At 61.8% G+C, this 13,816-nt stretch carries 14 protein-coding genes; 5 read left to right on the forward strand and 9 right to left on the reverse strand.

The window, feature by feature from the left end:
* On the forward strand, positions 1 to 2,010 hold the full coding sequence (gene rep / locus AC0R79_RS00005; protein WP_007954499.1) for a DNA helicase Rep: 2,010 nt from the start codon (positions 1 to 3) through the stop codon (positions 2,008 to 2,010).
* 57 nt (positions 2,011 to 2,067) lie between these two features.
* Positions 2,068 to 2,640, forward strand: a complete 573-nt coding sequence (locus AC0R79_RS00010) for a xanthine phosphoribosyltransferase (RefSeq protein WP_075946495.1) — start codon at positions 2,068 to 2,070, stop codon at positions 2,638 to 2,640.
* 132 nt (positions 2,641 to 2,772) lie between these two features.
* Here AC0R79_RS00010 and AC0R79_RS00015 read toward each other — a convergent pair whose 3' ends face one another.
* From AC0R79_RS00015 to dadA, 6 genes are all read right to left on the reverse strand, one after another.
* Entirely contained in the window at positions 2,773 to 4,695 is a 1,923-nt protein-coding gene (locus tag AC0R79_RS00015) for an acetyl-CoA hydrolase/transferase C-terminal domain-containing protein (RefSeq protein ID WP_474732663.1), read from the reverse strand.
* Between the two features lie 136 nt (positions 4,696 to 4,831).
* Positions 4,832 to 5,248, reverse strand: coding sequence for a c-type cytochrome (locus AC0R79_RS00020; protein ID WP_474735200.1), 417 nt, complete (start codon positions 5,246 to 5,248; stop codon positions 4,832 to 4,834).
* A gap of 182 nt (positions 5,249 to 5,430) precedes the next feature.
* A complete protein-coding gene (locus AC0R79_RS00025) occupies positions 5,431 to 5,979 on the reverse strand; it encodes a cupin domain-containing protein (RefSeq protein WP_003229444.1) in 549 nt (182 codons plus the stop codon).
* An 88-nt stretch (positions 5,980 to 6,067) separates the two neighbouring features.
* On the reverse strand, positions 6,068 to 7,141 hold the full coding sequence (gene alr, locus AC0R79_RS00030; RefSeq protein WP_201818877.1) for an alanine racemase: 1,074 nt from the start codon (positions 7,139 to 7,141) through the stop codon (positions 6,068 to 6,070).
* A gap of 95 nt (positions 7,142 to 7,236) precedes the next feature.
* Positions 7,237 to 7,590 (reverse strand): RidA family protein, encoded by a 354-nt coding sequence (locus AC0R79_RS00035; protein ID WP_039765240.1) that lies wholly within the window; start codon positions 7,588 to 7,590, stop codon positions 7,237 to 7,239.
* Positions 7,562 to 8,866 (reverse strand): D-amino acid dehydrogenase, encoded by a 1,305-nt coding sequence (gene dadA, locus AC0R79_RS00040; RefSeq protein WP_007954487.1) that lies wholly within the window; start codon positions 8,864 to 8,866, stop codon positions 7,562 to 7,564. The genes AC0R79_RS00035 and dadA overlap by 29 nt, the downstream gene beginning before the upstream one ends.
* A 154-nt stretch (positions 8,867 to 9,020) precedes the next feature.
* Here dadA and AC0R79_RS00045 point away from each other — a divergent pair, with 154 nt between their 5' ends.
* A complete protein-coding gene (locus tag AC0R79_RS00045; RefSeq protein WP_003177284.1) occupies positions 9,021 to 9,509 on the forward strand; it encodes an Lrp/AsnC ligand binding domain-containing protein in 489 nt (162 codons plus the stop codon).
* Between the two features lie 4 nt (positions 9,510 to 9,513).
* Here the strand turns inward: AC0R79_RS00045 and AC0R79_RS00050 are convergent, their stop codons facing one another.
* Positions 9,514 to 9,867, reverse strand: a complete 354-nt coding sequence (locus AC0R79_RS00050) for a YkgJ family cysteine cluster protein (RefSeq protein WP_085606094.1) — start codon at positions 9,865 to 9,867, stop codon at positions 9,514 to 9,516.
* Between the two features lie 144 nt (positions 9,868 to 10,011).
* Here AC0R79_RS00050 and AC0R79_RS00055 point away from each other — a divergent pair, with 144 nt between their 5' ends.
* A complete protein-coding gene (locus AC0R79_RS00055; protein WP_474732667.1) occupies positions 10,012 to 11,322 on the forward strand; it encodes an NAD(P)/FAD-dependent oxidoreductase in 1,311 nt (436 codons plus the stop codon).
* Between the two features lie 117 nt (positions 11,323 to 11,439).
* Here AC0R79_RS00055 and AC0R79_RS00060 read toward each other — a convergent pair whose 3' ends face one another.
* Complete coding sequence (locus tag AC0R79_RS00060) at positions 11,440 to 11,685, reverse strand: DUF1127 domain-containing protein (protein ID WP_007954481.1); 246 nt, start codon at positions 11,683 to 11,685, stop codon at positions 11,440 to 11,442.
* A gap of 179 nt (positions 11,686 to 11,864) precedes the next feature.
* Between AC0R79_RS00060 and AC0R79_RS00065 the strand changes: the two genes are divergently transcribed.
* A complete protein-coding gene (locus AC0R79_RS00065; RefSeq protein ID WP_007954479.1) occupies positions 11,865 to 13,286 on the forward strand; it encodes an aminotransferase-like domain-containing protein in 1,422 nt (473 codons plus the stop codon).
* Here AC0R79_RS00065 and AC0R79_RS00070 read toward each other — a convergent pair.
* Positions 13,283 to 13,810 (reverse strand): DUF1120 domain-containing protein, encoded by a 528-nt coding sequence (locus AC0R79_RS00070; RefSeq protein ID WP_474732669.1) that lies wholly within the window; start codon positions 13,808 to 13,810, stop codon positions 13,283 to 13,285. The genes AC0R79_RS00065 and AC0R79_RS00070 overlap by 4 nt on opposite strands.
* Positions 13,811 to 13,816: the final 6 nt, after the last annotated feature.

The following is a 13,816-nucleotide window of genomic DNA, read 5'->3' on the forward strand; positions in this document are numbered from 1 at the left end:
ATGTCCCGACTCAATCCCCGGCAGCAAGAAGCCGTGAACTACGTCGGCGGCCCTCTATTGGTGCTCGCCGGTGCTGGCTCCGGCAAGACCAGTGTGATCACGCGCAAGATCGCGCACCTGATCCAGAACTGCGGCATCCGTGCCCAGTACATCGTCGCCATGACCTTCACCAACAAGGCCGCGCGCGAGATGAAGGAACGGGTCGGCACCCTGCTGCGTGCCGGCGAAGGTCGCGGCCTGACGGTCTGCACCTTCCACAACCTGGGCCTGAACATCATCCGCAAGGAACATGAACGGCTGGGCTACAAACCCGGTTTCTCGATCTTCGATGAAACCGACGTCAAGTCGCTGATGACTGACATCATGCAGAAGGAATATGCAGGCGACGACGGCGTCGACGAGATCAAGAACATGATCGGCGCCTGGAAAAACGACCTGATCCTGCCGGCCCAGGCCCTGGAAAACGCCCGCAACCCCAAGGAACAGACCGCCGCCATCGTCTACACCCACTATCAGCGCACGCTCAAGGCGTTCAACGCGGTGGACTTCGACGACTTGATCCTGCTGCCGGTGAAACTCTTCGAAGAGCACGCCGACATCCTCGAAAAGTGGCAGAACAAGGTGCGTTACCTGCTGGTCGACGAATACCAGGACACCAACGCCAGCCAGTATTTGCTGGTGAAAATGCTCATCGGCAAGCGTAACCAGTTCACCGTGGTGGGCGACGACGACCAGTCGATCTACGCCTGGCGCGGCGCGCGGCCGGAAAACCTGATGCTGCTCAAGGACGACTACCCGTCCCTGAAAGTGGTGATGCTGGAGCAGAACTACCGCTCCACCAGCCGCATCCTGCGCTGCGCCAACGTGCTGATCTCGAACAACCCGCACGAATTCGAGAAGCAGCTGTGGAGTGAAATGGGCCACGGCGACGAGATCCGCGTGATCCGCTGCCGCAACGAGGACGCCGAAGCCGAGCGCGTGGCCATGGAAATCCTCAGCCTGCACTTGCGCACCGACCGCCCGTACAGCGATTTCGCGATCCTCTATCGCGGCAACTACCAGGCCAAGCTGATCGAGCTGAAACTGCAGCACCATCAGGTGCCGTACCGTTTGAGCGGCGGCAACAGCTTCTTCGGGCGTCAGGAAGTGAAAGACCTGATGGCCTACTTCCGCCTGATCGTGAACCCGGACGACGACAACGCCTTCCTGCGGGTGATCAACGTGCCGCGCCGGGAAATCGGCTCCACGACTTTGGAAAAGCTCGGCAACTACGCCACCGAACGCAAGATCTCGATGTACGCCGCCACCGACGAACTCGGCCTGGGCGAGCATCTGGACAGCCGCTTCACCGATCGCCTGTCGCGCTTCAAGCGCTTCATGGACAAGGTGCGCGAGCAGTGCGCCGGCGAAGACCCGATCTCCGCCCTGCGCAGCATGGTCATGGACATCGACTACGAGAACTGGCTGCGCACCAACAGTTCCAGCGACAAGGCCGCGGACTACCGGATGAGCAACGTCTGGTTCCTGATCGAAGCCTTGAAGAACACCCTGGAAAAAGACGAAGACGGCGAAATGACCGTCGAGGACGCCATCGGCAAACTCGTCCTGCGTGACATGCTCGAACGTCAGCAGGAAGAGGAAGACGGCGCCGAAGGCGTGCAGATGATGACGCTGCATGCGTCCAAGGGCCTGGAATTCCCTTACGTGTTCATCATGGGCATGGAAGAGGAAATCCTCCCGCACCGCTCCAGCATCGAAGCCGACACCATCGAAGAAGAACGCCGCCTGGCCTACGTGGGCATCACCCGCGCGCGCCAGACCCTCGCGTTTACCTTCGCCGCCAAGCGCAAACAGTACGGCGAGATCATCGACTGCGCGCCAAGCCGCTTCCTCGATGAACTGCCGCCGGACGACCTGGCCTGGGAAGGCAACGACGACACACCGACCGAAGTCAAAGCCGTGCGGGGCAACAGCGCATTGGCTGATATACGCGCGATGTTAAAGCGCTAGAATTGACCACTTTTTACTAGACCTTCGACGCACAAAGCGTCAAATGAGGACAGCTTCATGGAAGCATTGCACCAGAAAATCCGCGAACAAGGCATCGTGCTTTCCGACCAGGTCCTGAAGGTCGACGCCTTCCTGAACCACCAGATCGACCCGGCCCTGATGAAGCTGATCGGCGACGAATTCGCCACGCTGTTCAAGGATTCGGGCATCACCAAGATCGTCACCATCGAAGCCTCGGGCATCGCCCCGGCGATCATGACCGGTCTGAACCTCGGCGTGCCGGTGATCTTCGCCCGCAAGCAACAGTCCCTGACCCTGACTGAAAACCTGCTGTCGGCGACCGTTTACTCGTTCACCAAGAAGACCGAAAGCACCGTGGCCATCTCCCCGCGTCACCTGACCAGCAGCGACCGCGTGCTGATCATCGACGACTTCCTGGCCAACGGTAAGGCGTCCCAGGCGCTGATCTCGATCATCAAACAGGCCGGCGCCACCGTCGCGGGCCTGGGCATCGTGATCGAGAAGTCGTTCCAAGGCGGCCGTGCGGAGCTGGATTCGCAGGGTTACCGCGTCGAGTCGCTGGCTCGCGTGAAGTCGCTGGCGGGCGGCGTCGTGACGTTCATCGACTGATCACTGACTCAACTGCGCCGCAATACTTGTGGGAGCGAGCTTGCTCGCGATGAGGCCATTACATTCAACATCGTGTTGGCTGTCAGGCCGCCATCGCGAGCAAGCTCGCTCCCACAGTGTTTTGTGTGGCTGTTACTGCGCGGTCGCCTTCAGGCCAGTAAGCAACAACCGCTGAAACAGGTCTTCCTTCAGACCTTCCGGATCGGTGAGCTGCATGCGCGCCAGATGCTCCGGATACAGCGAAGCCTCAGGCGCGTCCAGCGCTGCCTTGCCCAGTTCCAGAATCTCCGTCAGCTTGAATTTGCTCTTCAGCCAGTTCAGCGCCCGCAACAGATCCTTCTCGACCTCAGTGAAATCACAACCCAGCGGATATTCCGGAAACAGATTCGGATGCCGCGCGGCAATCGCCTGCAAGCGTTGCGGGGTGTTGTCGGTAAAGCGCGGATCGAGACGGAAATCCTTCGGCAGCTTGCCGACCTTCTGCGCCTGCTCGATCAAGCCCTGCTGGAAGCGTGAATCGCTGATATTGAGCAACGCCTCGATCACCACCGCATCCGACTTGCCGCGCAGATCGGCGATGCCGTATTCGGTGACCACGATGTCGCGCAGGTGCCGTGGAATCGTGCAATGGCCATACTCCCAGACGATGTTCGAGCTGACATCGCCGCCGGATTCGCGCCAGCTGCGCAGCAGCAGGATCGAGCGCGCATCGTGCAGCGCATGGCCTTGGGCGACGAAGTTGTATTGCCCGCCGACGCCGCTGAGTACCCGCCCGTCTTCCAGTTGATCCGCCACCCCGGCGCCCAGCAGGGTCATGGTGAACACGGTGTTGATGAACCGCGCATCCAGACGCTGCAGGCGCTTGAGCTCTTCCTGGCCGTACAGCTCGTTGATGTAGCTGATGCGGGTCATGTTGAATTCGAGGCGTTTGCTCAGCGGTAACTCGCGCAAGCGTTCGTAGAAACTGCGCGGCCCGAGGAAGAAGCCGCCATGCACTGAAATGCCGTCGGTTTGCGCCGCCTCGTCGAGGATTCCGGCGTTGGCCTGCTCCTGAGTCTGTACATCCGGGTAAACCTTGCGCCGGATGATCCCGGCCTCGGCCAGCACCAGCAGACCGTTGACGAACATTTCGCTGCAACCGTAAAGGCCTTTGGCGAACGGCTCGATGCCGCCCTCGCGTTCGATCAACTGCGCCCACTGGCTGAGGTTCACATCGGCCAGCAAGGCCTGGTAACCGGCGTTGTCGGCCTGACGCGCCAGCAACGCAGCGGTCAGCGCGTCGCCCATCGAACCGATGCCAATCTGCAAGGTGCCGCCATCGCGTACCAACGTACTGGCGTGCAACCCGATGAAGTGATCCTGAAACCCGACGGGCATGTTCGGTGTGGAAAACAGCGTGCTGCTGTCCTTCTCGTCGATCAGCAGGTCGAAAGTATCGATGTCGACTTCGGCATCGCCCGGCATGTACGGCAACTCGGTGTGCACCTGGCCGACCAGCAGAATGGTCTCCCCCGCTGCCCGGCGTTTGGCGATCATCGGGAACAGGTCGAGGGTGATGTCCGGGTTGCAACTGAGGCTCAGGCGATCCGGATGTTCGCTGCTGCTGGCAAGCAACTGCGCCACCAGGTTCAGGCCGGCGGCGTTGATGTCGCGGGCGGCGTGGCTGTAGTTGCTGCTGACGTAATCCTGCTGGGCCGGCGCGCTGTTGAGCAGGCTGCCGGGCTGCATGAAGAATTGCTCGATTCGGATGTTGGACGGCAGGCTGTCGCGGTGCAGGTCGGCGAGAAATTCCAGTTCCGGGTAATCACCGAACACCCGCTCGACGAAGGGTTCGATGAAGCGCTTCTGCAAACCGTCGCCCAACGCTGGCCGGCCGAGGCACAGGGCGGCGTAGATCGTTAGCTGACGTTCGGGCAATCCGGCGACCCGCCGGTACAGCGCGTTGACGAAGGGATTGGGTTTGCCCAGCCCCAGCGGCAGGCCCATGTGGATATGCGCCGGCAACCGCGCCAGCACGTCGTCCACTGCCTGTTCGATCGAACACAACTGCACCATCTGAAGCCTCCTGCCCGTTCCGTGAATAGAGGTACGACCGAGATTGCCGGTTGTTTGCTGCAATGAACAGCCTCAGGCCTGAATCGCAGGCACAAAAAAACCGTCCGAAGACGGTTTTTTTCGTCAGAAGCGCGGCTTATTTCAGGCCGGACATCTTCTGGATGGCGCCCTTCAGCTCTTCATCGGAGCAGTCGGCGCAGGTGCCTTTCGGCGGCATGGCGTTGATGCCGGTGATGGCCTTGGCCAGGATGCCGTCGAGGCCGCCCTGGTGATCGGCGCGCTCTTTCCAGGCGGCGGCGTCACCGATTTTCGGTGCGCCCAACAGGCCGGAGCCGTGGCAAGCGTTGCAATGTTTGGCAATCACTTCGTCCGGCGTCTTGGCGCCTCCACCGCCGCCTGCCGAAGCAGCGACTTCCATCCCCTTGCATTCCTTGCCCTGGACACACACCTGGCCGACCGGCTCGAGGCGTTTGGCAATGTCGTCATTCGTCGCAGCTTGAGCGCTGACAGCCCAGAGGGCCAGTACCGTTGCTGGTGCAGCCAGCATTTTCATAATTAGGTTCACGCGTTCACCCTCAATGGTGGCTATTCACGCCTGCGGCCACGGTTCGCAGGCGGGCGCAAGTATAGCGGTTAGCCCGCTTCACTGAAACAACCCCAAAGTCGAAGGGGTTATATCGCGCTGTGGAAAAACGTTTCGGGTGCCTTCGCCGGTATGGCCTGGCGCCTCTTTGTTTAAAAATTCGCCGGCGTGGCTGCGCTGATTAGTCGCGCCGGTGCATCGAACGGATTACGGAAACGATGCGGCTTGGTACTTTCAAAGTAGTAGCTGTCGCCGGCTTCGAGGATAAAAGTTTCAAGACCCACCACCAGCTCCAGGCGCCCTTCCACCAGAATCCCGGTTTCCTCGCCTTCGTGGGTGAGCATTTCTTCGCCGGTATCGGCGCCCGGCGGGTAGATTTCATTGAGGAACGCGATGGCCCGGCTCGGGTGCGCGCGGCCGACCAGTTTCATGGTCACGGCGCCGTCGGAAATGTCGATCAGCTCGTTGGCCTTGTAGACGATCTGGGTCGGTTTTTCCTGCAGGATCTCTTCGGAAAAGAACTCGACCATGGACATGGGAATCCCGCCCAGAACTTTCCTCAGCGAACTGATCGAAGGGCTGACGCTGTTCTTTTCGATCATCGAAATGGTGCTGTTGGTGACGCCCGCGCGCTTGGCGAGTTCACGCTGGGAAAGCCCTTTGAGCTTGCGGATCGATTGCAGTCGTTCACCGACGTCCAAGGCTGGAGCCTCCTGATGCTGTAGAAATATTGAGCGTTATCATGGCGACAGCGTTCAGTATTTACAACACTTGGGCCCCGCTTGCGCTTCAACCCTCGGAATAGAGCCTTGGCACTCGACGCAGGTTGCAGAAGATCTGGTACGGAATGGTGTCCGCCCACTTCGCCACGTCGCTGGCGAGGATGTTCTTGCCCCACAACTCGACAGTCGAACCGAGGCCGGCTTGCGGCACGTCGGTCAGGTCGATGCACAGCATGTCCATCGACACCCGGCCAAGAATGCGGCTGCGCTGACCGGCCACCAGCACCGGGGTGCCGGTCGGCGCCTGGCGCGGATAACCGTCGGCATAACCCATGGCGACCACGCCGATGCGCATCGGCTTGTCGGTGATGAATTTCGCACCGTAGCCCACCGGTTCGCCGGCCGGCAGCTCACGCACGCTGATGACTTTCGATTCCAGCGTCATCACCGGTTGCAGGCGCTCGGCCACGGCGTTGGCTTCTTCGAACGGGGTGGCGCCGTAGAGCATGATGCCCGGGCGAACCCAGTCGCTGTGAATCTGCGGCCAGCCCAGCACCGCCGGCGAGTTGCGCAGGCTGACTTCGGCCGCCAGGCCCTGACGCGCGGCTTCGAACACTGCGACCTGATCGGCGCTGCTCTGCTCGTGCAGCTCATCGGCGCGGGCGAAGTGGCTCATCAGCACGACTTTCGCCACGTTGCCGCTGGCCAGCAGACGCTGATAAGCCGCCGGGTAATCCTTCGGATGCAGGCCGACCCTGTGCATGCCCGAATCGAGCTTCAGCCACACGGTGATCGGTTTGCTCAACGTCGCCTGCTCGATCGCTTCGAGCTGCCACAGCGAATGCACCACGCACCAGAAGTCGTGCTCGACGATCAGCGCCAGCTCATCGGCCTCGAAAAAACCTTCAAGCAGCAGCACTGGCGCGCGAATCCCGGCGGCACGCAGCTCCAGGGCTTCTTCGATGCACGCCACCGCGAAGCCGTCCGCTTCAGCCTCCAGCGCCTGGGCGCAACGCACCGCGCCATGGCCGTAGGCATCGGCCTTGATCACTGCCAGTGCCTTGGCACCGGTAACTTCACGGGCGATACGGTAGTTGTGACGCAGGGCTTGAAGGTCGATCAGGGCACGGGCAGGACGCATGGCAGCAGACTTCTTGGCGGTCATGGGAATAAAAACCGGCGCTGGCTGGCGGCGTGAACCGCCAACAGCACCGGGAGAGGGATCTTTACAACGGGTTACGGCAACGCGGCGACGATGGAGATTTCAACCAGGATGCTCGGCTTGGCCATCTTCGCTTCAACCGTGGCACGGGCCGGGGCGGCGCCCTTGGGCAGCCACTGATCCCACACCGAATTCATGCCGGCAAAGTGCGCTTCGATGTCGTTCAGGTAGATCGTCGCCGACAGCAGATGCTGTTTGTCGGTGCCGGCCAGATCGAGCAGGCGCTCGATGTTGGCGAGTACGTCGCGGGTCTGCTGTTCGACACCGGCGTTGAAGTCATCGCCGACCTGCCCGGACAGGTACACAGTACCGTTGTGGCTGACGATCTGACTCATGCGCTCATTGGTGAGCTGGCGCTGGATTGCCATGCTTTGCGGACTCCTGGGTGGTGTTGCCATAACGGGAAATATCGAGGCCTTCGGCGCTGATCTGCGGCTTTTTCTTCGCCATCAGGTCAGCCAGCAAGCGACCGGAGCCGCACGCCATGGTCCAGCCGAGAGTGCCGTGACCGGTGTTCAGGAACAGGTTCTTGAACGGGGTGGCGCCGACAATCGGCGTGCCATCCGGGGTGGTTGGACGCAGGCCGGTCCAGAAACTCGCTTCGGCCAGATTGCCGCCCTGAGGATAAAGGTCGTTGACGATCATCTCCAGGGTTTCGCGCCGACGCGGGTTCAGCGACAGGTCAAAACCGGCGATCTCCGCCATGCCGCCGACGCGGATGCGGTTGTCGAAACGGGTGATCGCGACCTTGTAAGTCTCGTCAAGGATGGTCGAAGTCGGGGCCATCGCCGGGTTGGTGATCGGCACGGTCAGCGAGTAACCCTTCAACGGATACACCGGGGCTTTGATGCCCAGCGGCTTGAGCAGTTGCGGCGAGTAGCTGCCGAGAGCGAGCACGTAGCGGTCAGCGGTTTCCAGCTTGCCGTCGATCCACACGCCGTTGATGCGGTCACCGGCGAAGTCGAGGCGCTGGATGTCCTGGCCGAAGCGGAATTCCACACCCAGTTTGGTGGCCATTTCGGCGAGGCGTGTGGTGAAGATCTGGCAGTCGCCGGTCTGGTCGTTCGGCAGGCGCAGGGCACCGGCAAGGATGTCGGTGACACCGGCCAGAGCCGGTTCGACGCGAGCAATGCCGGCGCGGTCGAGGACTTCGAACGGTACGCCGGACTCTTTCAATACGGCGATGTCCTTGGCGGCGTTATCCAGTTGCGCCTGGGTGCGGAACAACTGCGTAGTACCTAGGCTGCGGCCTTCGTAGGCGATACCGGTTTCGGCGCGCAATTCATCGAGGCAATCGCGGCTGTACTCGGACAGACGCACCATGCGCTCCTTGTTCACCGCGTAACGGTTGGCGGTGCAGTTGCGCAGCATCTGCGCCATCCACAGGTACTGGTCGATGTCGGCGGTGGCCTTGATCGCCAGCGGCGCGTGGCGTTGCAGCAGCCACTTGATGGCCTTGAGGGGTACGCCCGGCGCGGCCCACGGCGAGGCGTAGCCCGGCGAGACCTGGCCGGCGTTGGCGAAACTGGTCTCCATGGCCGCGGCGGGCTGCCGGTCGACCACCACCACTTCAAACCCGGCACGGGCCAGATAGTAAGCACTGGCGGTACCGATGACGCCGCTACCCAAGACCATAACGCGCATTTTGTATCCCTCATCGCGGCGTGCCGCGTACGTCTGTTGTTAGAGCAATGATGCGCGCAGTGTAAAAAAGATTTGCCAGTGCTTTTCACTGTATAAGCGCCTATATTTGGCGACAATTCTCGGCAAAAACCCTTTTCACGGAGGCGCATCCCCTATGCGTACCAACACTCAGACCAAACGTGAGCTGGACAAGATCGACCGCAACATCTTGCGGATCCTGCAGGCGGACGGGCGGATTTCATTCACCGAACTGGGCGAAAAGGTCGGGCTCTCCACCACGCCATGTACCGAGCGGGTGCGGCGCCTGGAGCGCGAGGGGATCATCATGGGCTACAACGCCCGCCTGAATCCGCAGCACTTGAAGGGTAGTCTGCTGGTGTTCGTCGAGATCAGCCTCGACTACAAATCCGGCGATACTTTCGAAGAGTTCCGACGCGCGGTGCTGAAATTGCCCCACGTGCTGGAATGCCATCTGGTGTCAGGGGATTTCGACTATCTGGTGAAGGCGCGGATTTCCGAGATGGCCTCGTACCGCAAGCTACTGGGCGACATCCTGCTCAAGCTGCCGCATGTGCGCGAGTCCAAGAGCTACATCGTGATGGAAGAAGTGAAAGAGAGCCTGAGCCTGCCGATTCCGGACTGATCGCTCAGACCAGCACTTGCCGGTTTTCAGCCATGTACTCGAACACCTGCTGCTCGACCCGTGGGTGAATCAGCTCCACCGGCCGCCGGCCGTTGGGGCACGGCAAGGTCTGGGTGGTGCCGAACAACCGGCAGATCAGCGGCCGCTCGTCATACACCGTGCAGCCATTCGGCCCCAGGTGCACACAGTTGAGTTCTTCCATGGCCGCGTCCTGCTCGGCGCGGGTCTTGCGCGGCAGGCGGGACATTTCCTCGGGCGAGGTGGTCACCGGCCCGCAGCAGTCATGGCAGCCCGGCACGCATTCGAACGTGGGAATCTGCTGACGCAGGGTGCGGATTTTCTGACTGTTGCAGCTCATTGCAGCGGTAACCGGAGCGAAATAGGCGGCAATTGTGCCGCAAAAGCCGTGATCCAGACACCACGGGCCGACAATGTTGCCCGGCCTCTGGCCTGCGGCTTATGCTCCGTCAAATTTTCTCGACACCCGCTCAGGATGACGCCCATGAATGCCCGCGCCCAAGCCACCGCGAGCCAACCCCACGTTGCCTCTTATTACGCCGCCAGCAGCCTGCCGCAGCCCGATCATCCGGTGCTGCAAGGTGAACAGATCGCGGACGTGTGCGTGGTCGGTGGCGGTTTCTCCGGGCTGAACACCGCGCTGGAACTGGCTGAACGGGGTTTGAGCGTGGTGTTGCTGGAGGCGCACCGGATCGGCTGGGGCGCCAGCGGTCGCAACGGCGGACAACTGATTCGCGGGGTCGGTCACGGCCTCGATCAGTTCGCCAACGTGATCGGCGCCGACGGCGTGCGTCAGATGAAACTCATGGGGCTGGAGGCGGTGGAAATCGTCCGCCAGCGCGTCGAAAAATTTCAGATCCCCTGCGACCTGACTTGGGGTTACTGCGACCTCGCCAACAAACCTTCCGACCTTGAAGGTTTTGCCGAAGACGCTGAAGAACTGCGCGACCTCGGTTATCGCTACGAAACCCGTCTGCTGCAAGCGAACGAAATGCACACCGTGGTCGGCTCTAACCGCTACGTCGGCGGCTTGATCGACATGGGATCTGGTCATTTGCACCCGCTGAACCTCGCACTCGGCGAAGCCGCAGCGGCGCAGCAACTGGGTGTGAAGCTGTTCGAGCAATCGGCGGTCACCCGTATCGACTACGGCCCGGAAGTCCGGGTGCACACGGCGCAAGGTTCGGTGCGGGCGAAGACCCTGGTGCTGGGCTGCAATGCCTATCTCAACAATCTGAACCCGCAACTCAGCGGCAAGGTACTGCCGGCCGGCAGCTACATCATCGCCACCGAACCCCTGAGCGAAGAACAGGCCCACGCCCTGCTGCCGCAGAACATGGCGGTCTGCGACCAGCGGGTGGCGCTCGATTACTACCGGCTCTCGGCGGACCGTCGCCTGCTGTTCGGCGGCGCCTGCCATTACTCGGGGCGTGATCCAAAGGACATCGGCGCGTACATGCGGCCGAAGATGCTCGAAGTGTTCCCGCAGCTCGCGTCAGCGAAGATCGATTATCAGTGGGGCGGGATGATCGGCATCGGTGCCAACCGTCTGCCGCAGATTGGCCGGCTCGCGGATCAGCCGAATGTGTATTACGCCCAGGCTTATTCCGGTCACGGCGTGAATGCCACGCACCTGGCGGGCAAGTTGCTGGCCGAGGCCATCAGCGGTCAGCACAGTGGTGGCTTCGACCTGTTCGCCAAAGTGCCACACATCACCTTCCCCGGCGGCAAGCATCTGCGCTCGCCGCTGTTGGCGTTGGGGATGTTGTGGCATCGGCTTAAAGAGTTGGTCTGAGATCGTTCCCACGCTCCTGCGTGGGAATGCATCCAGTGACGCTCTGCGTCACAGCGAACGCGGAGCGTCCGGGGCGGCGTTCCCACGCAGAGCGCGGGAACGATCCCGATACAGATTTCAGATCCGCCAGAACGGCTTCAACCCCTCTTCCAGCGCCTGCTCGCGGGTCAGCCCAATGTCCTTGAGCTGCTCGGGCGTCAGGCGCAGCAACGCCTTGCGCGTGTGCAGACGATGCCAGAACAGGCCCCAGCGACTCAGGCCGGACGGTGCGTTGCGCATGATCTCGTTGCGCGCGTTGTCCTGTTGCCCTGCCTCCAGTTCCTGACTGTGTAACGTCAGCCGCACATCGCTCAAACCGTTCATTTTCATTGCTCCTGTTTACTTGGGTAGCCAGAGATTCCATGATGCGCGGGCGAGCAAAAGCATTACAGATTCAACACATCTGTATTATTTCCATACAGATTTGCTGTCTCTGAGACTGAATTGTCGATTTACGCCGCATCTGTACTGGTTTAACGAATCATCTGCATCGAGGCAGTGCCATGACGCTCTATGTGAACCTCGCCGAACTGCTCGGCACCCGCATCGAACAAGGCTTCTACCGTCCTGGTGATCGCCTGCCGTCGGTGCGCGCCTTGAGCGTAGAACACGGGGTCAGCCTGAGCACGGTGCAGCAGGCCTATCGGATGCTGGAAGACAGCGGCCTGGCCACGCCGAAACCCAAGTCCGGGTACTTCGTGCCGGTCGGTCGCGAGTTGCCCGAGCTGCCGGCGGTCGGGCGTCCCGCGCAGCGGCCGGTGGAGATTTCCCAGTGGGATCAGGTGCTGGAGCTGATTCGCGCCGTGCCGCGCAAGGACGTGGTGCAACTCGGTCGCGGCATGCCGGACATCTCGTCACCGACGATGAAACCGCTGCTGCGCGGGCTGGCCCGTATCAGCCGCCGTCAGGACATGCCTGGTCTGTATTACGACAACATCCACGGTACCCTCGAACTGCGCGAACAGATCGCCCGGTTGATGCTCGATTCCGGCTGCCAGTTGAGCGCCAGCGATCTGGTGGTCACCACCGGTTGCCACGAAGCGCTGTCCACCAGCATCCACGCGATCTGCGAGCCCGGCGACATCGTCGCGGTGGATTCGCCAAGCTTTCACGGCGCCATGCAGACCCTCAAAGGGCTGGGCATGAAAGCCCTGGAAATCCCCACCGACCCGCTCACCGGCATCAGCCTCGAAGCCCTGGAACTGGCGCTGGAGCAATGGCCGATCAAGGTCATCCAGCTCACGCCCAACTGCAACAACCCGCTCGGCTACATCATGCCGGAGTCGCGCAAACGCGCCCTGCTCAACCTGGCCCAGCGCTTCGACGTGGCGATCATCGAGGACGATGTGTATGGCGAACTGGCCTACACCTACCCGCGTCCGCGCACGATCAAGTCCTTCGACGAAGATGGCCGCGTCTTACTCTGCAGTTCGTTTTCCAAGACCCTCGCGCCGGGGCTGCGCATCGGCTGGGTCGCGCCCGGTCGCTACCTCGAACGCGTGCTGCACATGAAATACATCAGCACCGGCTCCACCGCGCCCCAGCCGCAGATCGCCATCGCCGAATTTCTCAAGGCCGGGCACTTCGAACCGCATTTGCGGCGGATGCGCACGCAATACCAGCGCAATCGTGACGTGATGATCGACTGGGTAACGCGCTATTTCCCGGCCGGCACCCGCGCCAGCCGCCCGCAAGGCAGCTTCATGCTTTGGGTCGAACTGCCGGAAGGTTTCGATACGCTGAAACTGAATCGTGCGCTGCACGATCAGGGCGTACAGATTGCTGTCGGCAGCATCTTTTCCGCCTCGGGCAAGTACCGCAACTGCCTGCGCATGAACTACGCGGCCAAACCGACAGCCCTGATCGAAGAGGCCGTGCGCAAGGTCGGCGCGGCCGCGATCAAGCTGTTGGCGGAGGTCGATTAGTCCACCGTAAATGCGCCCTGACCTTCAAACCGCTCCGGATCGACGGGGCGGCTTGACGCGTCATCGACCCGCGCATCCAGTTCCATCTCCACTTCCAGCAGGCTGCCCCGGGCACCGGCGTCCGCCTGCCATGGGACGACGTGGATACCCGGTCGCAGGAAATCACCTTCGACCGGTTGGCCGGTGTCCAGCCGCCAGTGCACCTCCGCACCGTCGAGACGCACAGCCACGATACGCAGTTGCAACGTGCCCGCCGCCCAACGGAAACGTTGCGGATCAGCCGGGGGCGCGGCGAAAGCCCAGCGCATCAGGCGCACGTCGGGACAGTGCACCCGCAAGTGCACGCTGCGCAGACCAAAGCCCGGGCCTCGGCCATCCAGCGCCGTGCGTTGCAGCAGGTCGGCGCGCGTTGCGCTACCCAGGTTCACGCTCGCGGGCGACAGGCTCGACTGACACGTCTCGGCGCCCGACGCCGGTTCAAATACCAGGCACAGCAACACGATCCAAACCGGCAGAAATTTCATCAGATG

The organism is Pseudomonas sp. HD57-3 (assembly GCF_056113135.1).

Excerpts from the sequence above, each read along its gene's own strand:
- AC0R79_RS00070 (WP_474732669.1), bottom strand. The coding sequence starts at position 13,810 with ATGAAATTTCTGCCGGTTTGGATCGTGTTGCTGTGCCTGGTATTTGAA.
- AC0R79_RS00035 (WP_039765240.1), bottom strand. The coding sequence starts at position 7,590 with ATGGCAATCCAGCGCCAGCTCACCAATGAGCGCATGAGTCAGATCGTC.
- AC0R79_RS00065 (WP_007954479.1), top strand. The coding sequence starts at position 11,865 with ATGACGCTCTATGTGAACCTCGCCGAACTGCTCGGCACCCGCATCGAA.
- AC0R79_RS00015 (WP_474732663.1), bottom strand. The coding sequence starts at position 4,695 with ATGGTGCAGTTGTGTTCGATCGAACAGGCAGTGGACGACGTGCTGGCG.
- AC0R79_RS00020 (WP_474735200.1), bottom strand. The coding sequence starts at position 5,248 with ATGAAAATGCTGGCTGCACCAGCAACGGTACTGGCCCTCTGGGCTGTC.
- alr (WP_201818877.1), bottom strand. The coding sequence starts at position 7,141 with ATGCGTCCTGCCCGTGCCCTGATCGACCTTCAAGCCCTGCGTCACAAC.
- AC0R79_RS00055 (WP_474732667.1), top strand. The coding sequence starts at position 10,012 with ATGAATGCCCGCGCCCAAGCCACCGCGAGCCAACCCCACGTTGCCTCT.
- rep (WP_007954499.1), top strand. The coding sequence starts at position 1 with ATGTCCCGACTCAATCCCCGGCAGCAAGAAGCCGTGAACTACGTCGGC.
- AC0R79_RS00060 (WP_007954481.1), bottom strand. The coding sequence starts at position 11,685 with ATGAACGGTTTGAGCGATGTGCGGCTGACGTTACACAGTCAGGAACTG.
- AC0R79_RS00050 (WP_085606094.1), bottom strand. The coding sequence starts at position 9,867 with ATGAGCTGCAACAGTCAGAAAATCCGCACCCTGCGTCAGCAGATTCCC.
- AC0R79_RS00045 (WP_003177284.1), top strand. The coding sequence starts at position 9,021 with ATGCGTACCAACACTCAGACCAAACGTGAGCTGGACAAGATCGACCGC.
- dadA (WP_007954487.1), bottom strand. The coding sequence starts at position 8,866 with ATGCGCGTTATGGTCTTGGGTAGCGGCGTCATCGGTACCGCCAGTGCT.
- AC0R79_RS00010 (WP_075946495.1), top strand. The coding sequence starts at position 2,068 with ATGGAAGCATTGCACCAGAAAATCCGCGAACAAGGCATCGTGCTTTCC.